Here is a 23,267-nt window from a genome sequence, read left to right as displayed (position 1 = left end):
GGGGCGCTTTTTGTTTGAGCAAGTAGAATTTGAGAGATTTTTTTCGGTTAAATCCGTTAAATCTGAGATGTTGCACCATTCTCAATTAATTGTTTAGGAACAGGCTTTTCGGCCTGTTCCACAAGAAAACTAACTCTTTGTGGAACAGGCCGAAAAGCCTGTTCTTGAGAAGGGTGCAAAATGTGAGTTAAATTCATTAAATCCGTTAAATTCCGTACACTGCTCGTTGCCAAACTCCCTTCTTCCCGATCGATCTGATATATTGATTAAGAATTATTATTTTTGGCAAGCATCAAAGTGGCGATATTTAACAGGCACAAATTTGAAAAACTCGTGGTTCATAAATCAAAAACATTAGCCTGGGCGATCCCACTTTTCAGCGGCATTTTGATGGCATTGACAACCGCACCAGTAAATGCTTGGCTATTGGCTTGGGTAGCATTAGCTCCGCTGTGGGTTTTGGTTGTCAGTTATCAAAAGCCAAAAATAGAACAACAAAAACAAAAATTTCTCTTTCTTCCTTCTTTCCTCAAAATCCATCCGTTACATCCGTTACAGAATCCGTTGCCGAACTTCCTTCTTCCTTCACTCTGGGGAATTGGCTATCACGGATTAGCTTTATCTTGGATTATGGGAATTCACCCGATGACTTGGTTGGGAGTTCCTTGGTGGCCGAGTTTGGCGATCGCACTTTTTTGCTGGGCATTCATCACCCTCTGGGGAGCAGCCTTAGTCGCCGTTTGGGCGTGGCTATTTGTAATTCTCAACTCCCTCACTTTACCAGGCAAAAACCCTATTCCTAACTCCCCCCCTTTACAAGGGGGGGCTGGGGGGGGTAGCTCTAAATTTTCAGCATTAACTCGCGTTTTAATTGGCACAGCTTTGTGGTGTGCCTTAGAAAGTATTTGGAGTACAGGTTCGCTGTGGTGGACATCACTATCTTACACGCAAAGCCCGCACAATTTAGCAATATTGCACCTCGGTCAACTCTCCGGGCCCAGCGCAGTAACAGCGGCTATTGTAGCAGTAAATGGCTTAATCGCAGAAGCTTTTATTGAAGGAAGAAGGAAGAAGGAAGAAGGAAGTTCGGCAACGGATTGTGTAACGGATGTAACGGATGTAACGGATGGATGGAAGCAGGAGAGAGTCCGAGGTAAGAAGGGAGAAGTCCGAGGGAAGAAGTCGGTTGCTTATATTTTGCCTGCGGGTTTATTTTTAGTTTTGCATATTGCAGGCTGGAGTTTGTACAATCGGCCTTTAATTCAAGAGGCGGGAACATCATTAAAAATTGGCATTATTCAAGGCAATATTCCTAACGAGATTAAGTTTGACTCAGCGGGTTGGGGGCGCGCTTTAGAAGGTTACACCACTGGATACAAACAGTTAGCAGACAGAAAAGTCGATGCTGTGTTAATTCCAGAGACCGCTTTGCCTTTTATCTGGACAAACGAGTATCAACGTTCTACTCTTTCCTTTTATCAAGCTATTCTAGAACGCGGCGTTGTGGCTTGGGTTGGAGGATTCGGACAGCAAGATAATAGTATCACTAACAGCTTATTGGCGATCGATCGCACTGGAGAAATTGTCGGCCGCTACGATAAACTAAAGCTAGTGCCTTTAGGCGAATATATCCCTTTTTACGAAATCTTAGGCGGGATTATTAATCGACTTTCGCCCTTAGATGCTCATTTAGTACCCGGCAATTCTCAACAATTGTTTGATACGCCGTTTGGCCGCGCCATTGTCGGAATTTGTTACGATTCGGCCTTTGCGGAAATTTTCCGATATCAGGCGGCGAATGGAGGCGAATTTATGCTCACAGCTTCCAACAATGCCCACTACAAACCGCCCATGTTGGATCAACATCACGCTCTAGATGTGATGCGGGCAATTGAGACGGATAGATGGGCAGTTATCGCAACTAATACGGGTTACTCTGCTTTTGTAAATCCTCGCGGCGAGACGGTTTGGAAGTCTGGGATTAATACCTATGAAGTCCGAGATGCTACTATCTATCGGCGGCAAACTCGGACTTTTTACGTGCGGTGGGGAGATTGGCTGACACCTGTATTGTTAGTATTAGCGGGGTTAATGCGGTTGATTGTTAAAAAAAATTAATCCGAAGCTTTTAGATTTTAGATTTTATGTACCAATCTAAAATCTAAAATCTAAAATCGAATGACTCTACTTATCTTTCACGTGTTCGTGAACGCTAGGAGATAAAGAAATTAAATCGTCGATATTGCGCTGCATGGCAGCACAAATATTGTCCAAAGGCAAATCATTGTCATCGTGCCCGAAGGGATTTTCTATTTCAATGCCGATTTCTTCGATGCCGAACAAAGTAAAACTAATTAAAGCCACAACTAAGCCGGTTCCCCAACCCAAATCTTTCACCATTTGAAAGGGGAGGGCTAAACAGTAAAGCAACAATAGTTGTTTCAGGTGAATCGCGTAAGCCAAAGGGATAGGCGTCTTCAAAATCCGCTCGCAGCCACCTAATACATCAATCATAGAGTTGAGCAACTCATTCATACCAGTTAACTGATAAACATCGAGGCAATTGCGCTCGTACTGCTCGTGCAAGTAATCCTCAATCCAAAAGGCAATTTCTAGAGGCGGATTGTTCATTGATTTGAGCTTGTGGTAGTGCGCTGGGGACATTAACGGCTCCAACTCTGGATTGACTGATTCTTGCCGCAAATGCAGTTTTAGGGCCACTGCAAAGGCGGGTAACAGGCGCAGGACTGACTTTTTGAGTTCGATATCCTGCGGGTCTTTTTCCTCAATTGCTACCCAGATTTGGCGCGCCAAATTGCGGACGTTGTTGACTAAAGTTCCCCACATTTTTCGGCCGTCCCAAAATCTTTCGTAGGCTGTATTTGTCCGAAAAACTAATAGTAGACCCAGGACTATACTGGGTACAATACTCGACAAAATTGGTAAGGAAACTGGCCACTTAAAAAAGTGCAGTAGGGAAATAAAAACTCCAAAGCCGCCGCACAGCAAAACGCGGGGCAAAATTGAGAGAATGACAGACCCCCGAACCTGTAATGCCATTTTAAACCAAGGTGGTCGATCGTCTCTCATGCAAGTCTCCTCATTAAATTAAATTAGCCTCGCCCTAGCACGGGCGGCACAACTGCCTGCTACACTTATTTCTTCGGCTCCCACCAGTCGATTTGAGATTCGAGATTTTAGATTGACTCCACAGATAAATCTGGGGCGTTTGAACTTTGGTCTAAAATTTTTTGGTCTCCATGACTGTTGGCAGGGCTTTGATCCCTATTTGGGTGCGGTGAGAGCTTCCGAAAAAAGCTTTCCTACAAACAACCTTTGGATTTTACCCAAAAAACTCATCAGCATCAATCTAAAATCTAAAACCTAAAACCTAAAATCTAAAATTGATTGACTGAGGCACTTAATTCGGTAAGATTAATCATGTATCTTTAAACCTCAGCTTCCGTGCAAGAGCTACCGACATCTGTGCCCCCGCATTTTCACCGATTGCCAAACCAACGGTGGCAAATTTATTCGCCTCAAACACAGCAAGCCGAACAGTTTGCCACTGAAATCAGTTTGTCGCCTTTGCTGGCCCAGGTGCTGATTAACCGGGGCATCGATTCGGTTAAAGAAGTGCAAGGGTTTATCGAACCGGAATCTCTGGTTTTGCCGGCGCCAATGGATGAGTTTCCAGATTTGGCTGCGAGTGTCAAATTGTTGCGGGAGGCGATTTCGGGAGGGCAAAAAATTGCGATTTGCGGCGACTACGATGCTGACGGGATGACGAGCACGGCTTTGTTGTTACGCGCTCTCAGGGTTCTGGGGGCGAATGTGGATTATGCTATTCCGAGCCGGATGCGAGAAGGTTATGGGATTAACGATCGCATTGTAGAAGAATTTCACTCGGAAGGTGTCGCTCTCATTCTCACGGTTGACAACGGAATTGCAGCCTACGGCCCGGTTGCCAGAGCACGAGAACTCGGTGTCAAAGTTATTATTACAGACCACCACGATTTGCCGCCAAAACTGCCGCCGGCAGATGCTATTCTCAACCCGAAATTAATCGCGGAATCTTCGCCTTATCGCGGTTTAGCTGGCGTAGGCGTTGCTTATGTTTTGGCTATTACTTTGGCTCAGGATATGAAAAAAGTTGGGGGGTTGGTAAATCCCCTGCTGGAGTTATTCACGTTGGGAACTATTGCGGATTTAGCACCTTTGACTGGAGTTAATCGGCGCTGGGTAAAGCGGGGTTTGCGGCTGTTGCCTCACTCGCAATTGGCGGGTATTCAGGCTTTGATTCAGGTGGCGGGAGTGCAGCCTGGAAGTGCGGAAAGTTCATCTATTCTCAACTCAAAACTCAAGGGCGGGCACGGGGGCACCGCCCCTACTCAAAATTCGTTAAAGCCTGAAGATATTGGTTTTAGGCTTGGGCCCCGGATTAATGCTGTGGGGCGGCTGGCTGACCCTCAAATTGTGATAGAGTTGCTGACTACGGACGATCGCGAATTAGCTCTTAAAAACGCGATGCAGTGCGAACAAATTAATCAGCGCAGGCAGGAGTTGTGCCAGGAAATTGAGCAGGAAGCAATTGCTTGGTGCGAGGAAAAGGCGATCGACTTGCAGCAAGAACGAGTTTTAGTTGTGGTGCAGCCCGGTTGGCACCACGGGGTGATCGGGATTGTAGCTTCTCGGTTGGTGGAACGCTACGGCGTACCTGTGTTTATTGGTACTTTTGAGGATGAGGGCGGGCACGGGGGCACCGCCCCTACAACCTCATCCTCCTCCGTTCCCCCGTGCCCGCCCGCTAAAATTGTCCGGGGTTCGGCGAGGGGAATTCCTGAGTTTAATGTATTTGATGGGCTGAATTTTTGCGCGGATTTATTAACTAAATTTGGCGGACACAAAGCGGCTGGCGGTTTTTCTATGCCTGCTGAGAATATCGAACAATTCCGCAGCCAATTGTCAATTTTTGCCAATCAATGTTTGCAGCCGGAACACTTAAAACCGCTGGTTTCAGTTGACGTGCGAGCAGATTTGGCTGAGATTAATCTTGACCTTTACCGACAAATTGATGCTCTGGAACCTTGCGGGATTGAAAATAAGGCTCCTGTATTTTGGACGCCTAATGTTTGCATAACTGAACAGAAAATTGTTGGTAAAGGAGGTCACGTTAAATTAACTGCAACTCAAGATGGAAATGTATCGGCTAGTGTGAAGGCGATTGCTTGGCGTTGGGGCGAATATTTTCCTTTGCCTCGGCGGGTTGATCTTGCTTACCGATTGCGGGAAAATAGTTTTAATGGCAAGACATCGGTTGAGTTAGAATTGTTGGGCGTTCGGCTACCGGCAAATGCTGCTACTTCCAGGCCACCGAGGTTCGGAAAAGTTGAGTTTGATTATTGCGATCGCACTTATTCTTGCAGTCTGTCTCCCGCCGGCTCGATCGAGGAATTGAGAATTCGCAACTCTCAAGGGCAAGTTTTGGCTGTTGCACCCGGACAAAACATCGGTTTGTTAGGTAACTCCCGCAAAGATGCTAGAGAAGTCGATGTATCTCTACCTTTTTTTGAGAATTTGATTCAAACTGCTAAACACGCCCTTGGTATTTGATAAGAAAGCTCGTGCTGCTGGGAAATTTGGCGATCGAGCGTTGTGAATTTTGCCTAATTTAAAACTCAAAACTCCCAACTCTCGATCGCCGCCTAGCGTGCTATAATTACAGGTCGCCGCCTTTAGCTGCCAAGAGAAAAATCACGATCGGGCCAGAAAGCACGACGGCTGCGAGTAAAGCTACCTGAACAATGAGTTGGTAGTCTACACCACCCATACCACTGAAAAGATCGGTTATAAAGTCCATTTGTCCTCCTGACTGTAGTGATTAAGTCTAGATTGTTGCATTAGAAAATCCGCTTCTGATTTTACCGGGCGATCGACCATATTTTTTAAGGAACTTTACAAAATTCAACAAAATGTAAACTACGATCGACCTCTCAGTCATTCGATTTTAGATTTGAGATTTTAGATTTTGGATTGACCCCAGGGATAAATTCGGGGGACGCAAGGATTTTCAATTTTCGATTTTGGATTGATTCCACGGATAAATCACGTGGCGGGTACCACATGAAGAAAGTCTTGGTCACAGGGAACTGCGGACTTGATGCCCCTTCCCGGAAAGTCTCCCAAATCTCAAATCTCAAATCTCAAATCCAACCGCCCCTTCGGGATATGGGCCTCCGGCGCTGGCAATTGATATACTTGAAGAGCCCAAATCTCCTAAAGTTTGGCATTTTCCACATAATGCTCCGAATCTAAAATCTAAAATCTAAAATCTAAAATCTAAAATCAAACTATGGCTACTTGGCGTTGCGTAAAGCAGTGCGGTGCTTGTTGTTACCTCGACCCAACAGAGCGCCCAGACTTAGACGAGTATTTATCAGAAGACGAATTATCGCTCTATTTGAGCTTAGTCGGAGATGACGGTTGGTGTATCAATTTTGACAAAACCACCAGAGAATGCGGAATTTATGCCGATCGACCGCGCTTTTGTCGGGTAGACTCAGAGGTGTTTGAGGAAATGTACGGCGTTGAGCCGGCCCAATTGAACGATTTCGCGATCGAGTGCTGCTTGGAACACATAGAAGATTTGTATGGCGATCGATCTTTGGAAATGATCCGCTTTAACTCGGAAGTCGGAATTCTCGCCTTACCTGACAACTAACCGACTTGATGCTCATTAGGCTTTCTCTTTGCGGATGATTTTTCGCGCTGGGCATCTCAATCTAAAATCTAAAATCTAAAATCTAAAATCGTCTGCCGGTTTCTCACCGGGAGAGTGTCAAAATAAACAAATCAAAGAAATATCGCGCTGTTGAGTTGAGCCATGAGCAATCGAGAGGGTTTTACGGGGGGATTTATTGCCGGAGCCGCAGTTGGCGGCTTGGTGGGTGCCGTTTTGGGCGCGGTGCTGTCGCGGCGCGCTGCTGAAGCTTTGCTGAGTGAACCTTCAGAAGCAAAGACAAGAAAGATCCGCCAGAGGAAAGCCAGCCAACTCGAAGCCGAAGGGATGGAAGTAGCAAGGCTGAGTTTAGAAGATAAAATTGCCCAGCTCAATCAGGCAATAGATGACGTGCGGCTGCAACTCGGCGACGTAAACGGCAACGCGCCGGCGTCGGGCAGCGAGGGTTCGATCGCCCAAGACTCCTGAATCCCTTTAAAATTTTAGATTAGTCGGGCCGATCGATGGGGGCTACTGACATCTTGCACCATTCTCGCTTAACAGGCCTTTCGGGCCTGTGAAGCCAAGAGTGAATTTTATTGTGGGTCGTTACTCTTCTAGCCCGCCCGTAAACAGCCTCATGCTCCCCCTCTCCCCGACCTATGCTAAACTTTAAGTTAAAGTGTCTGTAAACTTTACTCAAACTTCAACGAGAATATATGAGTTATTCCCTAGGCCTTTTGGCAACCACGCTGTCCACATTTCTGCAAATCTATGTAGCCCTGATGATTATTCGGGTGCTGTTAAGCTGGTTCCCTAACATCAATTGGTACGACCCCCCGTTTTCAATTTTGAGTCAGTTAACAGACCCTTACCTCAATCTATTCCGCTCGATTATCCCCCCCTTGGGAGGGATTGACTTTTCACCACTAATTGCGTTTTTTGTACTGCAATTCGGCTCGGAATTCTTGATCGGTCTTTTGACCAGCCTGCAAACATCTTTGTAGTTGGAAAAGCTTAAGTTTTTCAGCATCGAGCGTAAATTGTTTGGCAGACCTAGCCGCCGGCAACTAAATTTTAGATTTGACATTTTTAGATTAACTCCCCGGTTGAAAAGCTGGGGAGTTTATCGTAAATTAGAAATGAGAAATTGCCGGCCGCTCAACAATCGAAAATCGAAAACTGCATCGCAATTTCATCGGCAGCCAACCCAAAATCTCCAAGAGTTTCGTTAGCGGCGAACCACGCCAGTAAAACCTGTAGCTTTAAATTGCTTGAGCTTCAAAGGTGTTCGTTGATTGGCGGCAACGGAAATTCTGAGCTGAAAATCGCTAACTCCGGGAGGAACTTCTTCTATAGAACCCAACCGAGTCCGGTTTTGCATCACCGGATTGTCGTCAGCATCATAAATGCGGCCGAAAATATCGGCATTGACAACTGGTTTGCCGGTGCTATTTTCAGCTTTCCCAGTAATCAAAAAGCAGGTAGCTTCCATAGAACTGCCGCTGGTGACTGTTCCTTCTCCCATTTCTGCCGGACATTCGCGATAAGAAAGGTCTGAAAGTTTAATCTGCGTCAAAGCCCAAGCAGGTGGAGTGAATACCAAACTAAAAATTCCGATTAGGCAAGTAGCAAAAAAAAGGCTGATAGCTCGAAATTTCATAAATGGGGGGGCAAGTATATTTTAATTCTCAGCTTAGCGCGAATTGGGCCTCAAATTCCTGCTTATAGGAATTCTGAAAACTACAGCTACTTTTTGAAGAAATGGCATTAATCTAGACCTAAATGCTGGCGCAAGGCTTGGCGCATCACATCGACTGGGACGGATTCTTGATCCAGCCAAATTTTTAAGGCGGCTGCTCCTTGTTGAACTAGCATGGGGAGTCCGTCAATAGCTCGCGCTCCCCGAAGCTTCGCATCTTTGAGAAACTGGGTAGGATTAGGGGTGTAAATTAAATCATAGACGATCGCACCTGCTGAAATTCGATCGATCTCACCAGCCGCAACCGGCGACTTTTCCCCCTGCGGATACATCCCCACAGGCGTCGTGTTCACCAGCAAATCTGCCTGCGAGATTAAGCTTGACAAATTATCCCAAGTATGCACCTGCAAATTATGCACGGGCATCGGAGAATTGACCCAACTCTGCTGAAATTCCCCTAAATTTTGTTCGTTGCGGCCGACAACGTGAATCTCTGCACATCCCAATTGAGCGCATCCAGCCACAACAGCTCTCGCGGCCCCGCCATTCCCCAAAATTACCGCTACTTTCTGACTCCAATCGGAACCCCCCCTAGCCCCCCCTTGGTAAGGGGGGGGACAGGATTCAACAGCCGTATTGCCCGTTTCTTCGGAACCCCCCCTAGCCCCCCCTTGGTAAGGGGGGGGACAGGATTCGACTGCCGTATTGCCCGTTTCTTCGGAATCCCCCCTAGCCCCCCCTTGGTAAGGGGGGGTTGGGGGGGTTTGCAGGGGCGCGAGAAAGCCTTCAACGTCTGTATTTGTGCCGCACCAACCTTTGTCAGTCAGGTATACGGTATTGACTGCGCCGATCGATCGGGCGATCGGGGAAACTTCTGACAACAGCGGTAAGATTGCTTGTTTGTGGGGAATCGTGATGCTAAATCCCCGAACGCCGATCGCCGCAAATCCTGCAAGAGCAGCTTTTAAATCCCCTGGTTTTACCGGAAACGGCAAGTAAACAAAATCGACTCCCAAGTGGGAAATAGCAGCATTGTGCATCGCCGGCGACAAAGAATGTTCGACGGGATGACCAATTACTCCCAACAGTTTAGTCGTGCCTTTAATCATTTTTGTTAGTTGACTGTTGACTGTTTATGATTAGGCGGAGATAACTCTCAACCATGAACCATCAACCATCAACTCTCAACCATCAACTGTCAACTGTCAACTCTCAACTCTCAACTGTTTCCCGAAACTCTTTGGCGTCAGCCAAAATCGGATTGACATCAAACCAATAATCTTCGCCGTAACGGTATTCAAAAACCCAGAGACTCCGCAGCAATATTTGGTATTTAGTTTCCCCGTTCACAGTTTTGGTAACGGATACTTGGCGCAGCAATTGCCACTCATCAGGTTCGATCGCCAAAGTAAGCTGGTGGCGGCGCTGGACGATCACATTTTCCAAAGTTTCCCGCGACAGAGGAGGGTCTTGTTTCTGCAGACAGCCATACAGTAGTTGCAGCAAATTGCGGACATGACCGCCGCTGACTCGACACAGGCGATCGAGAGTTTCCGCAGAGTCGAAAACTTTGCCCACCAAAGCATAGCGCTGTGAAGGATGCACCGTTGGAAAAGCCCGCGCCAGAACCATTTGCCGCAGCAATTCCACACCCTCAGAACACTCAGAACCATCGCTAAACTGCACCGGCACCATCGGCAAAACCTTCGGATCTACCCCAAATCGATTGGTCAACTGGCCCAAATCGTTAGAGAAAATCAGCACCAAAGGAATTGTATACACGACGTGGCAATTTAGTCTTGCCAATTGTTCGCCGCGATCGACAAACAGGTATTCCGGCTGCAGTCGCCCCGTCGGTTTCGCGCACAGGTGTATGCGATCGAGATTGTCGATAATTACCACAAGTCCCTGTTTTCCCTGGCGTTTCAGTTCTTGGTTAGCCGGTTCCAGCAACTCCTTATTCAGTGCATCTAAAATTACGTTAGTTCGCGGCTCCAAATATTGCCTTAACTCCGATCGCAGATTCGGAGCATCTTTCGCCTTAGCAGTAATTTTCCCAATTCCCAAAGACAGAGAAAATTCTCCCTCCGTGCTGGCATTTATTTCCCCAAAACCAGGGACATTAGCTTCAGCACTCAAGTCTATTTGAGTTTGAAAAACATCAGCAACCCCTTTGAGCAAAGCTTTAAAACCCGTCGGTTGCAGCTTGATTTTCATTTTCTCGATACTTTCGCTCACCTGACGAGCAACGCTCAATAAAATGTCAGTGATATCTACATCTGCCATGTCTAAGTCTTTACTCGACTCAAAATAAACAACATGAAATCCTTGTTGCTGCAATTGAGCTTGTAGCCGCAGCAATTCAGTTGATTTACCAGAGCCGATGTGACCGGTGAATAATTGACAGGTAGGTGAATCGGGGGACAGACGGCTGATGGTGCGCTCCAATTGTTCTACGATCGTGCCGCCCCGCACTGAAGAGAAATCGATATAGTATTGTCGGTCTTGTTGATTTGCTACTGCCAGGGTGTAGCTGGGATTGCAGGCGCTATAAAATTTCTGTAAATTTAGTTCCATACCCTGTTCCATCTTTCACAACATTATGCCCTAATACCTTATTCATTTCGCTACTTTACTAATCAGAACAAGTGGCCCGTTTATTGTGCTGTTTTATTTTGCGGTCAATATCTTGATGTAGCTCATACAAATTTAGATTTTAGATTTTAGATTTTAGATTTTAGATGGGTAATGACTCATCACTATCGCGTTTGGGTTCTTCCCTCCCTGGCCCTTCTTTTTTTAAACTTTTATCATAATACGCGCTAACCAATTATACCTAATTTTTGCCTATAGGGAATGAAGGGAAATCACTAATGCCCGATAACTAGGTAATGGATCTGTCTGTGCCGATCGCAATTTTGTATATTGAAATCAACGACGAAGAGTGGGCGGTAATGTTCTCGCGTTAAAGTGGCTATTTGAGTACGGTTAACCGAATATCTAAAGGGCGGGTGCAAGTTTCCGCCCCGACTTCATAAACCAATATATTGTGTTTTCTATGCTGAATTGTCCGATAAATTATCCATATTCCGCCTCCGATACAAAAAATACTTGTTGTCAGTTTGAATAAAAAAACACGCTAGTATAGAAACCGCCAAGGCGGTTGCTATATCGCCATTAACCGATTAATCATGGCTGTAATTAATAATCCTAAGATTAGCGAAATCAATAAGCTAATCCGCATTTAAATTGCATAGTAAAATAAATTTTTTCTCTTGTGGGAAGTAGGGCTTGGGCCCGAAAGCCCGCCGTTAACATACAAATTAAATGCACAACAGCTTAGATCGACAAACCCATATTCTTTTCGTCCTATACTTTGTAGTTTGGTATTCTTGAGTGGCAGTTAGTTTAATTATTCAAATCCTAAATATACTCAGTACAGTCAATCGATTTTAGATTTTAGATTTTAGATTTTAGAGGCGACCCCACGGATAAATGCTCTTTCTTGAGGATTTTCGATTTTCGATTTTGGGTTGATTCCACGGATAAATCACGTGGCGGGTACCATCAAGAAATTCGTGGTCAGAGACCATACTGAATTGCCAACCATTTCTCACGCTTGCCTGCCCGTTATCAAATTTCTCAGTCTCATCAAACTGTGGTTCAATTTAGTCCACTTAAGTGGACTTCAGCTATGAGACAGGGATTTCAATCCCTGTCGGACTCTCGGACTCATCGATCGACCCCGATCGCACTTTTGGGGCGATCGGGTTTTGCTTTGAGTCCTAGCAGTGATAGAAATCCCCGTCGAGAGAGTTAAAGTCGGTTTTAACTGACATCTTGCAGCAATATCAATAAGAGGATTTTTCGTGGGGTCGGGCGGGTTTATAGAACCTATTTGCAAGCTTTAAGGCTGTTGGCGAACCCGCCCCTAGGGCTAATTGAGAATGGTGCAAGATATCAGTTAAAACCGACTGAAACGCCAAATCAAACGATCGCCCACCTCAGTCCTCATAGCAAGGACTTTAGCTAGGACACAGGGAGTTCAATCCCTGTCGGACTATGGGACTCGCCGATCGATCAACAGCGTAACATTACCAAAAATCCCCCGCTACAGCATTACCATAGCGAGGGATTTTTGTCAACCTACAAAATCAACTTTCTTGCAGTTTGTTGTTAGCTTCTGTCGATCGCAGCCACAGGCTCAAAACTCGGAACCACAATTTCACCATTCTGCTTAGTCAACTGGTTGTACAGTCTTTCAGTATTCGGGAAATTAGCAGCAGGTAGAGTCGGGAAGCGGCGGTAAGGAACAGTATCCTCACCAAAAGCCTCAGCATATTCAACGCTGTTCAACATCGCGTTGATAAAGCCCTTAATCCCTTTACTTGCCAAGATTTGGTTATAAGTCCGAATCTCCGCTTGATTGCGAGGAGCACGGCCCAAGAAGTGCTTCGTACCCAACTCAATTACCTTAGTATTGGGATAAGGTGCGTAGAACTGTTTGATGTACAGCGACGAGCAGCCCAAAGCCTCAATGAACTCCTTGAGATTGATTTCATTGTTGCCCAGTTTGCTTTCGAGCGCCGTGAATTCATTCTTCACAACGTAGGGGTTTAAATCGCGTTCAAAAATTTGACGGTAAGCAGCTTGAATTAAAGTTTTCAAAGCTACTTTGTCCGAAGTTGTCGTCAGCTTGAACATCTTAGTTTGTTCGCGCCGCTTGCTAACACCTTGAGCAATCCGACTTTGCAACTCGATATCGCCTCGGTTGCCTGCTGTACCCAGTTCAATAAACCGAGGAGTTTCGGGCGTCTGAGCTTGGAAATTTTGCTCAGCGATGGAACCCGATCGCATCGTCCGCATCGACAAACCACCGGGAGTCACATAGCGCTCGTAGGGCACTGTATCTTCCCCGAAAGCTTCGTTGTACTCCATGCTGTCCATGATGCTATCGACTAGCGCGTAGAAACCCTTCTTGGCGCAAATGTCAAAGTAAGCGTTCATTTCCTGACGGCCGTAGGTAGGGCGTCCCAGGAGTCGGCGGTGAATGTACTCGATCGCCTTACAAACGTAGAGCTTGCTCCAGTACATATTGCGGAACACATCAGACTTCGCCAACATCCGAATAAACTCGCGCATCGGAATCTCGCCGTTTTCCAGCTTAATTTCCGCTACCTTTTGGCGCTGCCCGTCGAACACATCGCGACCAAACACTTGCAGGTAAGCAGCCCGAATCACCGCTTGGGTGGAACTTTCGGTATATTTGACACTGGAAGAATTGCTGTAGCTGCTGGAGACACCGCGGGCAGTTTTCTTGGAAGCAACATAGTTGCTCGGTAACTGGTCTAATTTAAAGACCTTGGGGCCCAGAGAACCAGGAGCAGCACCGCGAGCCGCCGGATTGCTCAACTGATTGTCAATCCCCGCACCTTGACGGATCAGGATACGGCGAGTGTCTTTGCCGAAGGGAGCTGGACGGCTCTTGGGGTTGCGAGTTTCTTTCGGGAAAATCGCGCCGAACTGAATTTCTAAGGGGTCATTGCCAACACCGTAAACGTGCTGGTCTGGCAGAGGCTGGGTGTAGCCAGCAAACAAGGTGATGAACTGAGGAACCTTGCGGAACGGAGCGCTGAAATTGAACAAATCAATTTGCGGGCCCCAGTTGCGACACTCCTGAGCTTCTTGGCCCAAACCGCGCAGGTAAGGCACTGTTTCTTCGCCGAAGTAGTCGGAATACTCCTGGGAATAAACCATCGCGTCTACGAGGGCTGGCAGGCCGCCTTTGCTGACGATCGCAAAATACTTGCTAAATTCCTCCCGCGAGCTCAAACCGCGGCCCAAGAAGTGGCGGGCGGCAAGTTCTACAGCGCGGCTGTTGACAAACGGCTCGTAGAATTGCTGACGGTACAGAGGAGATTTGCCAAGGCGGCGAATAAACTCTTTCATCGAGATTTCGCCATTTTTGACCTTGGATTCCAAGTCAGAAATGCTTTGGCTGTATGCGCGGGTAATATCGCGCTCGAATACTTGGCGGTAAGCTGCTTTGACTACTTCTATCTTTTCGGCCGAAGACAGACCGGTTTTCATGACGAATTTCGATCGGCGCTCGGCTGCGTTGAAGTAAATCTGAGGCAGTTGCAGCCCTTGCTGGTCGTTGCTTTCGCGCTGCCGCACCTTGTCTGAAGGTGTGGGAGCTTTGAATTCGGTAATTGCTACGTCGAAATACTGTCCGACGATCGCACTAGCCTCTGCATTGTTTCGGAAATAGCCCAAAGATGCTGCCTTCATTTCCTGCATTGCCACAATTGTGGCCGCCGAAGAGCAAGCATTTTCGATGATTTCCCGCAATCCGCGCACGTTCACCGAAATAATATTCGGGTCGCCAGCGACAATTGCGTAGGTGATGTAACGCAAAAACCAGCTCAAGTCCCGCAGAGATTTGGTCATGTTGCCCGGGCCGTAGCGCGAGACATTGATCGGCTGAAATCCTGCTGGGATTGGGCCGCTGTAGCCGCCACCGTTGCCAGAAAATAGATTTCCTAGCCCCAAGAATCCGCCGCCGCCACCGCCGTTGCCGCCAGAGCGGCTTTCTACGTAGGTGACATTTCCCAGTTTCATGCCTTCAGAGACATTCGCCGAACCGCCACGTGCCGCCCCTGCTACAGCCATCGCAGGTTCTTGTGGTCTTTCCAAAAATGCCAGCGGGGAACCGCCGGTAAAAATCCGGTTAGCTGCGCGGGATACTATCAGTTCCGAGTTTTGGGTCAGCGTCGCAGAGATATCGATCCGAAGAGCCCCGGAACTGAAATAACTTGCCAGTTCGCTGAGTTCGCCCCGCTGTAGAAAGCGGTCTTGCTGTTCTGCTTGCGAAATTGTTGCGACCGGTACAGTTTGATATAGTTGCGGACGCGCAACCGAGCTTCCACCACTTGCTTTTACAGTCATTAGACTCTTTCGCTCCCTATCTAAATCGTTGCAGCATTTAACCAGACTAACCTTGCCTTCTCATGCAGGTCAAAGTAGGTATTTTTGCTTTGTTTACTTTTTGCCTTTACCTGTCACGAGGTTCGGGCGCGCTTACTTTCTTAGATTAAAATGTTTTGGTTTCATCTTTCTGCCTGCGGGTAAATGTCCGATCCGAAGGCAGGCACGGGGTACTCCCTCCGCTGCGATCCGTCGGTATACCCGTGGAAAAAAAGACTCGGCAGGAGAGTTGCCTTTGGGCGATTGCAGCCAGTGCCTTGAATTAAAGGAAAAGAAAATCAAAAATTTTCTTCTGCCTGTTTCGAGACCTGTTGCTCTTTTGAAAGACGCCTCCGCTTTACCCGACAGTTCAGCGGTGGGCTATTGACAGTCCTCGTTTGTTAAAAAGCCTGTCGAGATTTATTGTATAGATTTAAGAGAGCTTATATGAGAAAAAATGATAAGTTTTATTACGCAGAAGCTGTCAACCGATTTTAGATTTTAGATTTTAGATTTTAGATTGAAGAATCGACCCCACCGATAAATCCGGGGGGCGCGGATCAAATTGCTGTCGGTCAGTGGTCAGCGGTCAGTTGTCAGTCCAATCCCGAATCCCCAAGCCCAACAAATGTCACCTATGGATACTACACCCGATATCAGTGCTGCCGTGCGGCGGCTTTACGATACTTTCCCTTTCCCGCCCGATCCTTTGTCAGATGAACCGCCCCCAGGCTACAACTGGCGCTGGAGTTGGCCTGATGCTTACAATTTTTGCACTGGCCAAAAGCCGCCAAAACTAGATGTTCGGATTTTAGATGCTGGCTGCGGCACGGGTTCGAGTACCGATTATCTGATTCACCTCAATCCCGAAGCTTCGGTGACGGCGATCGACCTGAGTGAAGGTGCTTTGAAGGTAGCACAAGAACGCTGTCGGCGCTCTGGAGCGCGGGAAGCTGATTTCCGCCACCTCAGCCTGTACGATGCGGCTGAGTTAGATGGCGAGTTTGATTTGATCAACTGCGTGGGTGTGCTGCACCATTTACCCGATCCGATCCGGGGCATTCAAGCCCTGGCGGCGAAGTTGGCGGCGGGCGGTTTGATGCACATTTTTGTGTATGCTGAGCTCGGACGCTGGGAAATTCAACTCATGCAAAGGGCGATCGGACTTCTCCAAGGTTCCCAAAAAGGTGACTATCCCGATGGTGTGAAAGTCGGTCGTCAAATCTTTGCTTCTCTACCAGAAAACAACCGTCTTGTCAAGTACGAAAAACAGCGTTGGGCAGGAGAAAATCAGCGGGACGAATGTTTTGCTGATATGTACGTTCACCCGCAGGAAATTGACTACAATATCGAGACTTTGTTCGAGTTAATTGACGCTTCGGGATTGGAATTTATCGGTTTCTCAAATCCGGGATATTGGCAGTTAGAAAGACTTTTGGGGAAAGCGCCGGAATTGATAGAAAGAGCTCAGGGTTTGACGGAACGGGAGCTTTATCGATTAATTGAATTGTTGGATACGGAAATCACTCATTACGAGTTTTTCTTGGGCAAAAAGCCTGTTAATAAGATTGATTGGTCGGACGATAAGGCACTTTTGGCGGCAATTCCTGAGTTGAGTGGTTGTATGCACGGTTGGCCGAGTCAACAAGTGTTTGATTGCAATTACCAATTGGTCAATTTGTCAAGTGCTGAATTTGAGTTTTTGCAAGGTTGCAATACCAGAACTGTGGGAGAGATTTTGGCGGATGTGGAGATGGGATTGGATGAAGTGCGATCGATCTTATCAAAACAGCTAATTTTGCTCACACCCGGTAAAATCTAAGGGCGGGCTCTCCGGCCCAACTCCTACTCCCCACAATCAAATTAGCTTTTTGTGGAACAGGCATCTTGCCTGTTTTTTGCTCAGAGTATAATTTCTGTTAAATTCCCAATTAATCAAGGCTTTACAGTTGGAGGATTAACAGCCGTAATTTGTGAATAACGAGCGAAATCAGCAATGTTAAAAGTTAGGATATGGGTTAAACCATGAACTAGCATAGCAGCAACTAGCCGCGCATCATGAACCTTAACACCTACAACCTTATTTGCGATCGCCAGTCGCTCCCATTCTTGATAAATTGCTTCGGTATCCAACAACAGAGGAAAAAGCTGTTTTAAGCGATTAATTTCTGCCTCTGCTTCTATTGCAGTACGCCCTAATCCATGTCTCTGAATCGGGCGCGTGCAAACGTTGCTTAACTCTCGGTTTGGACTAAGGAATGAGAATTAAATAACTTCCACAAGTTTGTGGAAGTTATTGCTCATTCCTCAGTTCCCAGGCTGGAGCCTGGGAACCAGTTAATCCTGGATGCACGTACTAGAATTTCCTGTCATTGCGAACGTAGTGAAGCAAGTCTGACGGGTGGTTGGATTTTTGCCCGTAGCAATCCCTAGTTTTTCTTGCAATTATTCAATGATTTTTTGCAGCCCCCGTACCATTTCTAAAAGTTCAGCTTGGCTCAACTGCTCTATTTCGGTTTTTTTCTGCTTTCTGGTTGCTGCGGGCTTTTTCATTGGTTTATTTTACCAACTTTTGTCACCGAAGTTTTTTTGACCTGAATCCTTACGAATTTTTTTATTCTGTTCTTTCAATGATGATAGTCAGGTGAGCTACTAATGCACCTATCGCTCCTACTGCTGCAATGACTGGAAACAACGCCGCACCGATGACTCCGCCGACTACTCCCACTGTCAAAGGAACTTCTACTAAGATCCGTCCCTCTTCATTTTTGATAATGATTCGGCGGATATTTCCTTCGTGAATCAGTTCTTTAACTTTAGCAACCAAATCGTCGCCGTTAATTTTTACCTCCTCGACGCTAACTTTTTCCTGAGTATAAGCAGGAGTTTCTAGAGGAGTCGTTTCAAAATTAACCTCAGCAACTTTTTGGGCCGAAACTTTTTCAGATACAGGTATTGATTCGAGTTCTCTTGTCCCGACAGGTTCTTGTTCGCGATCTGTAGGTGTGTCCATTTTTTGTTCTCCTTTTAGGTAAAAGTATTTTTGTATAGAATTATATTGAAATATAACACGCCACTTTTTTTCTATCAATCATTCTTTTGGGTGATATTGCTGCGGGTGCTATGGTGCTTTTCTCTATTGATCTTTGACGGTGAGAGCCTAAAATCCTTCCTCAGTGGGCGTTAGCAGCCGACTTCACTTGTGCCGTTTGGTTAACTGTCTGCTTCTGGCCCTCGCACCGCCTAATCCTTGAAAAGCGTCCAATCCAGACAACGAAAGGATGAGAGCGACTTCCACACTCTCAGAGACTCAGGCTCAACAGGTGTACAGGTTGAAATACTGACATTGTACTGAAAGTACGATCGTCCCGCCGTGTATACAATTACCACCTCTCGTTCGGGAAACCGCACATGAAAACCGTCGCTTACTTTCCTCAAATGTTATTTCAATTTAGCTCAGTGCGATCGCCACATCAAACCCGACCCCCCGAGGTTCCTCAAATCAACATCTTAGAGTTTCTAATGAGAATTGCCTAAAATCAAGGGGGAGGAGAAGTAATAATGATCGAAATATTACCGCAACTAAACCAACTTGTTCACATTGAAGTTGAATTTGGGGAAACGGAAAGGTAAAATAGAATTATTTGCTTCTGCTTCCTCTTGATTCTCCGTGTCCGATTTGCCAGCGACAAAGTTTGAATCTCAAGTTGGGAACCCGATGGTACTTTTCTGGAAAATTTTAAGGCACATCAAGCGGATGTGTCGAATGTGAGTTTTAGCTGCGATCGCACAACTTTAGCATCTGCCGGGAAAAATTTCGTTGGTGAAGCTTTGGAGTCTCGATGCGGCTAAAGTATAAGCTGCCGAACTTGACAAATTGCTCGCCATCGGCTGTCCTTGGCTCTGAGACTACCTACAATACAATCTTCGGGTTGAGTGCGATCGGCATTTGTGCAAAAAAACTGACAATTGACATTTCTTGGCAATTGCCGGAAACCTGTTTTGCCTGAATTTTCAAATCGGGCGATCGGCTGCTGATTTGTCGCTATTCTTGTCTTATTGTAATATAATTTTACGCAAGGGGCAATACGAAATGTACTGCCACAGGTCGCAGATGTCTATCCATCTGAACCAATTTAATGTCATCAAACATTAAAAATAGTTATGACTGTTATATTCGGATTAGTAAAATCTTGGATATATAAAATTCAATACATAGTCAGGTTTCAAAGGGGTGTCTGCTGTTAAATCAATCTAACCTGCAATATCATTTCTGGTGACACCAGCACGATTTAAGGAAAAAAATCCTGCTGAATTAACTGGGTTCGAGGGAGCAGAGGAAAGTTGATGACTAAGCTATAAAAAGAGTTGAAAAAGCCTTCTAAATAGTAGGCAATACTCCAGCAGCAAACCACAACTGCCAATTACCAAAGGAGGGAGCAGTGTATGAAACTGACGGGTTGAGTCCCCTAAAATCGTCGCTTGGTTTGCGATCGACTCTACAGGAATTAACCCTGTACGACTTTCTCCTAGAATCTGAGTGTCCGGGAGACGAAGTTGCTAAAATTTTTCAAGCAAACCCTTTAGTTCCGGGCATCATCATCACTCAGCAAGGAAAGTTTATAGGGATGATTTCGCGGCGGCGTTATTTTGAACACATGAGCCGCCCCTACAGCTTGGAGTTATTTTCTCAACAGCCTTTGTTCATACTCTACCGCTTTACTAAAACTGATATGTTGGTTCTCGATCGCGAAACCTCAATTATGACAGCAGTGCGGCAGTCTTTGGAGCGATCGCCCGAACTAATCCACGAACCAATTGTAGTACAAGTAGAACCGGAAACTTACAAACTTTTAGACGTACACCAACTGCTGCTTTCTCAGTTGCAAATTCACGAGTTATCAACCGTGGCGATGCGCGAGTCGCAAGCACAATTGAGACATCAAGCCCAACAGCTCGAACTGGCCCTGCTGGAACTTCAGCGCACTCAAACTCAACTAATTCAAACAGAAAAAATGTCTTCTTTGGGGCAGTTAGTAGCAGGAGTAGCTCACGAAATCAACAATCCCATCGGCTTTATCTACAGCAATTTGCACCACGCTAAAGAGTACACGCAAGCTTTAATGCAGATGCTCGATATCTACAGGCAGCAGTGTCCCGCATTCATACCGGAAATTGCAGCGGAAGCGGAAAAAATAGAACTCGATTATTTGCTAGAAGACTTGCCCAGAGTCTTAAATTCTATGCAGCAAGGTGCAGAAAGAGTGCGCGACATCGTTTTGTCGCTGCGGAATTTTTGCAGATTAGACGAAGCTGAAATGAAGCAAGTCAACATTCACGACGGTATCAACAATACGATTATGCTTTTGCAAAGCCAGCTTAAAGGAAAACCGGGGCAGGAGGCGATCGAAATTCACAAAGAATACAGCGACTTGCCACTGGTGCAGTGCTATCCCGGACAACTCAATCAGGTATTTATGAATATTTTACTTAATGCAGTTTACGCTCTGGTTGAGTCTAATACATACGAAAATGTCGATAAAAAAAACGCAAATAAGTCGCAATTAGGCGAAAAAGATCAGTCTAGTACAAAGACTCAATCATCAGTTTCTAAGTCTACCCGCCTGATTCCTACGATTCTGATTCGCACCGAGTTAATTGAGAAAAAAAAGGTAATAATTAAAATTTCTGACAACGGCCCGGGGATGACAGAAGATGTTCGGAAGCGGTTGTTTGACCCTTTCTTTACTACTAAGCCAGTCGGCCAAGGAACGGGTTTGGGACTGTCGATTAGCTATGAAATTGTTGTCAACCAACATGGCGGCGCATTGAAGTGCTTTTCGGAACCGGGAAAAGGAGCCGAATTTGCGATCGAAATTCCACTTCAACAGTCTTCCCTAGCACAGATTTTGCCTCGCTTTGCGTGATACAACAGAAGGAAGTTCGGCAACGAGCAATGTACGGGATTTAACGGATTTAAAATAATTAGCATCTACTCAAAGGTGGTCAGAAACCGGGTTTTTCACCCTCATATTTGCTTGCAGCGCGCAGATTCGGTAAAAAACCCGGTTTCTTAGGTTGGAGTGCGTCTAGGACTAAAGAATAAAGCCCGTCAGCTACCGCGAACCTTTGCAAACCCACTTCCACAAAGGATGACTCGGCCCCTGTTGGCGAATGCGGCGAACTTGTTGTTCCAAACCCTGTTTTTCCCGCAGGGGCAATCCTCGCACCATATTGCGACTTTGCCAAGTTAGCACTCCCAAAGTCATCCCCAAGCACAAACCTAAACCGAGAGTGGGCCAGCGATGAAAAGATAAACCATAGCGCACTGCGACCCAAGTGAAGTGTTCTAACCACAAAGCGATTTCGCGGCGCAAACCCCAAATGCTCAAAGAACCGACGCTAATCCACAGCAATATCACTGTTAACCAGCGGCCGTAAACTGTTAGTTTGTGAAGCCTTTGGACTTCAATTTCAAAAGTTTGGTCAGTAGTCATTTGTTATTTATTATTTGTTATATTATGTCCGGTCGATTACCCCTAATACGGTAGGGGCTGGTTCACGAAAAATATCCGCCAATAATTGACAATCTCAAAAACCCGCCCTTTTAATCGCTCGATTGGACATGATATTATTTGTCATTTGTCATTTGTCATTTGTCATTAGTTATTGATGATTTATTATTAGTCAGTCAACAGTTAACCGTTAACAGTTAACCGTTAACAGTCAATTAAACTTCCTCTGACTGGTTGATTCCTTCTGCGGGGACGGGGATGGAGTGGCCGGTGCGACTGCGCCACCAAGCTAGCAGCGTACTGGCAACGAAAATACTCGAATACGAACCAGCAATAAAACCGACAATCAAAGCTAAAGCAAAGTATTTGAGGGTTTCGCCACCAAACAAAAAGATTGAAAACAATGTCAGCAGCGTGGTAAACGTTGTGTTAATTGACCTTCCCAGCGTCTGCATGACAGCATCATCGACAATTTGATCGATCGACTGTCCCGGATTTAGCTTGATTACTTCTCGCACGCGATCGTAAATTACCACAGTATCGTTAACAGAAAAACCGATAAGTGTCAAGAGCGCGACCACAAATAAACTATCAACTTCCAGTCCTTGAACTAAACCCAAAAACGAGAAAACACCAAGCGTGACCAACACGTCGTGAAGCACAGCCACAAAAGCAAAAAAGGCATAATCCAACTGAAATCGGAATGTCAGATAAGCAGTAATTCCAGCAAAAGAAACCAACAAAGCCAGCAAACCAGAAGTAAACAACTGTTTGCCGAGGGTAGGCCCAACCGTATCAATTTGAGTAGATTGAGGAGCAAAAGCGCCTATCTTTTCGCTCAAAGCTGTTTGCAAATTAGTCCGCTGTTCGACATCCAAAGTTTTTGTTCGCAGCGACAAACCCTGCTGTTCTTGGCCGATAACTTGAATGCTGCTACCGGCCAAACCTTGGGTGTCTAGGACTTGGCGGACAGCAGCAAGATCGATAGGTTTACAATTGTCCGGTTTTGTGCAGTCGAGTTCAAATTGCAACCGAGTGCCGCCGATAAAGTCCAAACTGGGGCGCAGGGGTGCGCGGATGTCGGGACGAGTCCAAGAAATCGCCATCGACACTATACCTGCGAGGATTATAGCGGCGGAAATACTCCACCAGAGCGATCGATATTTGATTACACTGAATTTCATAATTTGAAGGAAGAGGGAAGTTCGGCAACGGATTGTGTAAGCTGTTACGCATCTAAATTGTATTTTTGGGCGGGCGGGACGCCCACCCCACAAGAATTTGCTCGAATTTGATTGTCAAATGTAGATGCGCCTCACCTTAACGAATGTAACGGATGTAAGAAGGAAGGAAGAAGTCAACAGTC

General features: G+C 46.1%; 18 protein-coding genes. 7 read left to right on the top strand and 11 right to left on the bottom strand.

Features of this window, described 5'->3' with window-relative positions; all coding sequences use genetic code 11:
• Nucleotides 1-56: 56 nt before the first annotated feature.
• Entirely contained in the window at nucleotides 57-233 is a 177-nt protein-coding gene (locus QT973_RS09905) for a hypothetical protein (protein ID WP_333054517.1), read from the bottom strand.
• A 64-nt stretch (nucleotides 234-297) separates the two neighbouring features.
• On the opposite strand from QT973_RS09905, the gene lnt reads away from it, so the two are divergent.
• Nucleotides 298-2,118 carry an apolipoprotein N-acyltransferase gene (gene lnt, locus QT973_RS09900; RefSeq protein WP_333391268.1) on the top strand — a complete coding sequence of 607 codons (1,821 nt, stop codon included), beginning with the start codon at nucleotides 298-300 and terminating at the stop codon, nucleotides 2,116-2,118.
• Nucleotides 2,119-2,184: 66 nt separating this feature from the next.
• On the opposite strand, the gene QT973_RS09895 is transcribed toward lnt, so the two are convergent.
• The gene (locus QT973_RS09895) at nucleotides 2,185-3,090 is read right to left on the bottom strand and encodes a bestrophin family ion channel (protein WP_333054515.1); all 906 of its coding nucleotides are present in this window, start codon (nucleotides 3,088-3,090) and stop codon (nucleotides 2,185-2,187) included.
• A gap of 375 nt (nucleotides 3,091-3,465) precedes the next feature.
• On the opposite strand from QT973_RS09895, the gene QT973_RS09890 reads away from it, so the two are divergent.
• A complete protein-coding gene (locus tag QT973_RS09890) occupies nucleotides 3,466-5,613 on the top strand; it encodes a DHH family phosphoesterase (RefSeq protein WP_333391240.1) in 2,148 nt (715 codons plus the stop codon).
• Between the two features lie 106 nt (nucleotides 5,614-5,719).
• Here QT973_RS09890 and psb30 read toward each other — a convergent pair whose 3' ends face one another.
• Nucleotides 5,720-5,860: a photosystem II reaction center protein Ycf12/Psb30 gene (gene psb30 / locus QT973_RS09885; protein ID WP_333054512.1), complete on the bottom strand. Its 141-nt coding sequence runs from the start codon at nucleotides 5,858-5,860 to the stop codon at nucleotides 5,720-5,722.
• Nucleotides 5,861-6,352: 492 nt separating this feature from the next.
• Between psb30 and QT973_RS09880 the strand changes: the two genes are divergently transcribed.
• The 3 genes from QT973_RS09880 to QT973_RS09870 all read left to right on the top strand — a co-directional run bounded on the left by QT973_RS09880 (nucleotide 6,353) and on the right by QT973_RS09870 (nucleotide 7,725).
• Nucleotides 6,353-6,721, top strand: a complete 369-nt coding sequence (locus QT973_RS09880; protein WP_333054511.1) for a YkgJ family cysteine cluster protein — start codon at nucleotides 6,353-6,355, stop codon at nucleotides 6,719-6,721.
• Nucleotides 6,722-6,883: 162 nt separating this feature from the next.
• Nucleotides 6,884-7,207, top strand: a complete 324-nt coding sequence (locus tag QT973_RS09875; protein WP_333054510.1) for a hypothetical protein — start codon at nucleotides 6,884-6,886, stop codon at nucleotides 7,205-7,207.
• Nucleotides 7,208-7,437: 230 nt separating this feature from the next.
• Nucleotides 7,438-7,725: a YggT family protein gene (locus tag QT973_RS09870; RefSeq protein WP_333054509.1), complete on the top strand. Its 288-nt coding sequence runs from the start codon at nucleotides 7,438-7,440 to the stop codon at nucleotides 7,723-7,725.
• Between the two features lie 224 nt (nucleotides 7,726-7,949).
• On the opposite strand, the gene QT973_RS09865 is transcribed toward QT973_RS09870, so the two are convergent.
• The 4 genes from QT973_RS09865 to QT973_RS09850 all read right to left on the bottom strand — a co-directional run bounded on the left by QT973_RS09865 (nucleotide 7,950) and on the right by QT973_RS09850 (nucleotide 15,368).
• Entirely contained in the window at nucleotides 7,950-8,381 is a 432-nt protein-coding gene (locus tag QT973_RS09865) for a hypothetical protein (RefSeq protein WP_190657424.1), read from the bottom strand.
• A 107-nt stretch (nucleotides 8,382-8,488) separates the two neighbouring features.
• The gene (locus QT973_RS09860; RefSeq protein ID WP_333054508.1) at nucleotides 8,489-9,529 is read right to left on the bottom strand and encodes a shikimate dehydrogenase; all 1,041 of its coding nucleotides are present in this window, start codon (nucleotides 9,527-9,529) and stop codon (nucleotides 8,489-8,491) included.
• A gap of 103 nt (nucleotides 9,530-9,632) precedes the next feature.
• Complete coding sequence (locus QT973_RS09855) at nucleotides 9,633-10,997, bottom strand: P-loop NTPase fold protein (RefSeq protein WP_333054506.1); 1,365 nt, start codon at nucleotides 10,995-10,997, stop codon at nucleotides 9,633-9,635.
• A 1,599-nt stretch (nucleotides 10,998-12,596) separates the two neighbouring features.
• Nucleotides 12,597-15,368: a phycobilisome rod-core linker polypeptide gene (locus tag QT973_RS09850; protein ID WP_333054505.1), complete on the bottom strand. Its 2,772-nt coding sequence runs from the start codon at nucleotides 15,366-15,368 to the stop codon at nucleotides 12,597-12,599.
• A gap of 655 nt (nucleotides 15,369-16,023) precedes the next feature.
• Here QT973_RS09850 and QT973_RS09845 point away from each other — a divergent pair.
• Complete coding sequence (locus QT973_RS09845; protein WP_333391238.1) at nucleotides 16,024-17,208, top strand: class I SAM-dependent methyltransferase; 1,185 nt, start codon at nucleotides 16,024-16,026, stop codon at nucleotides 17,206-17,208.
• 113 nt (nucleotides 17,209-17,321) lie between these two features.
• On the opposite strand, the gene QT973_RS09840 is transcribed toward QT973_RS09845, so the two are convergent.
• Both QT973_RS09840 and QT973_RS09835 read right to left on the bottom strand, forming a co-directional pair.
• Nucleotides 17,322-17,522: a hypothetical protein gene (locus tag QT973_RS09840; protein ID WP_333298497.1), complete on the bottom strand. Its 201-nt coding sequence runs from the start codon at nucleotides 17,520-17,522 to the stop codon at nucleotides 17,322-17,324.
• A gap of 478 nt (nucleotides 17,523-18,000) precedes the next feature.
• Nucleotides 18,001-18,399: a DUF4342 domain-containing protein gene (locus tag QT973_RS09835; RefSeq protein ID WP_333259880.1), complete on the bottom strand. Its 399-nt coding sequence runs from the start codon at nucleotides 18,397-18,399 to the stop codon at nucleotides 18,001-18,003.
• Between the two features lie 1,429 nt (nucleotides 18,400-19,828).
• Between QT973_RS09835 and QT973_RS09830 the strand changes: the two genes are divergently transcribed.
• Entirely contained in the window at nucleotides 19,829-21,313 is a 1,485-nt protein-coding gene (locus QT973_RS09830; RefSeq protein ID WP_333391236.1) for an ATP-binding protein, read from the top strand.
• Between the two features lie 189 nt (nucleotides 21,314-21,502).
• On the opposite strand, the gene QT973_RS09825 is transcribed toward QT973_RS09830, so the two are convergent.
• On the bottom strand, nucleotides 21,503-21,883 hold the full coding sequence (locus QT973_RS09825) for a hypothetical protein (protein ID WP_333210197.1): 381 nt from the start codon (nucleotides 21,881-21,883) through the stop codon (nucleotides 21,503-21,505).
• Between the two features lie 233 nt (nucleotides 21,884-22,116).
• Nucleotides 22,117-23,085 carry a protein translocase subunit SecF gene (gene secF, locus QT973_RS09820; protein ID WP_333210200.1) on the bottom strand — a complete coding sequence of 323 codons (969 nt, stop codon included), beginning with the start codon at nucleotides 23,083-23,085 and terminating at the stop codon, nucleotides 22,117-22,119.
• Nucleotides 23,086-23,267: the final 182 nt, after the last annotated feature.

This window comes from Microcoleus sp. Z1_A1 (genome assembly GCF_036700305.1).
Classification (GTDB): Bacteria; Cyanobacteriota; Cyanobacteriia; order Cyanobacteriales; family Microcoleaceae; genus Microcoleus.
Note: the sequence above shows the minus strand (reverse complement) of the source record. Positions and strands in the feature narration are given on the sequence as shown.

Coding starts and splice junctions, on each gene's coding strand:
- QT973_RS09895 (WP_333054515.1), bottom strand. CDS start 3,090: ATGAGAGACGATCGACCACCTTGGTTTAAAATGGCATTACAGGTTCGG.
- psb30 (WP_333054512.1), bottom strand. CDS start 5,860: ATGGACTTTATAACCGATCTTTTCAGTGGTATGGGTGGTGTAGACTAC.
- QT973_RS09880 (WP_333054511.1), top strand. CDS start 6,353: ATGGCTACTTGGCGTTGCGTAAAGCAGTGCGGTGCTTGTTGTTACCTC.
- QT973_RS09875 (WP_333054510.1), top strand. CDS start 6,884: ATGAGCAATCGAGAGGGTTTTACGGGGGGATTTATTGCCGGAGCCGCA.
- QT973_RS09870 (WP_333054509.1), top strand. CDS start 7,438: ATGAGTTATTCCCTAGGCCTTTTGGCAACCACGCTGTCCACATTTCTG.
- QT973_RS09865 (WP_190657424.1), bottom strand. CDS start 8,381: ATGAAATTTCGAGCTATCAGCCTTTTTTTTGCTACTTGCCTAATCGGA.
- QT973_RS09860 (WP_333054508.1), bottom strand. CDS start 9,529: ATGATTAAAGGCACGACTAAACTGTTGGGAGTAATTGGTCATCCCGTC.
- QT973_RS09855 (WP_333054506.1), bottom strand. CDS start 10,997: ATGGAACTAAATTTACAGAAATTTTATAGCGCCTGCAATCCCAGCTAC.
- QT973_RS09850 (WP_333054505.1), bottom strand. CDS start 15,368: ATGACTGTAAAAGCAAGTGGTGGAAGCTCGGTTGCGCGTCCGCAACTA.
- QT973_RS09845 (WP_333391238.1), top strand. CDS start 16,024: ATGGATACTACACCCGATATCAGTGCTGCCGTGCGGCGGCTTTACGAT.
- QT973_RS09835 (WP_333259880.1), bottom strand. CDS start 18,399: ATGGACACACCTACAGATCGCGAACAAGAACCTGTCGGGACAAGAGAA.
- QT973_RS09825 (WP_333210197.1), bottom strand. CDS start 21,883: ATGACTACTGACCAAACTTTTGAAATTGAAGTCCAAAGGCTTCACAAA.
- secF (WP_333210200.1), bottom strand. CDS start 23,085: ATGAAATTCAGTGTAATCAAATATCGATCGCTCTGGTGGAGTATTTCC.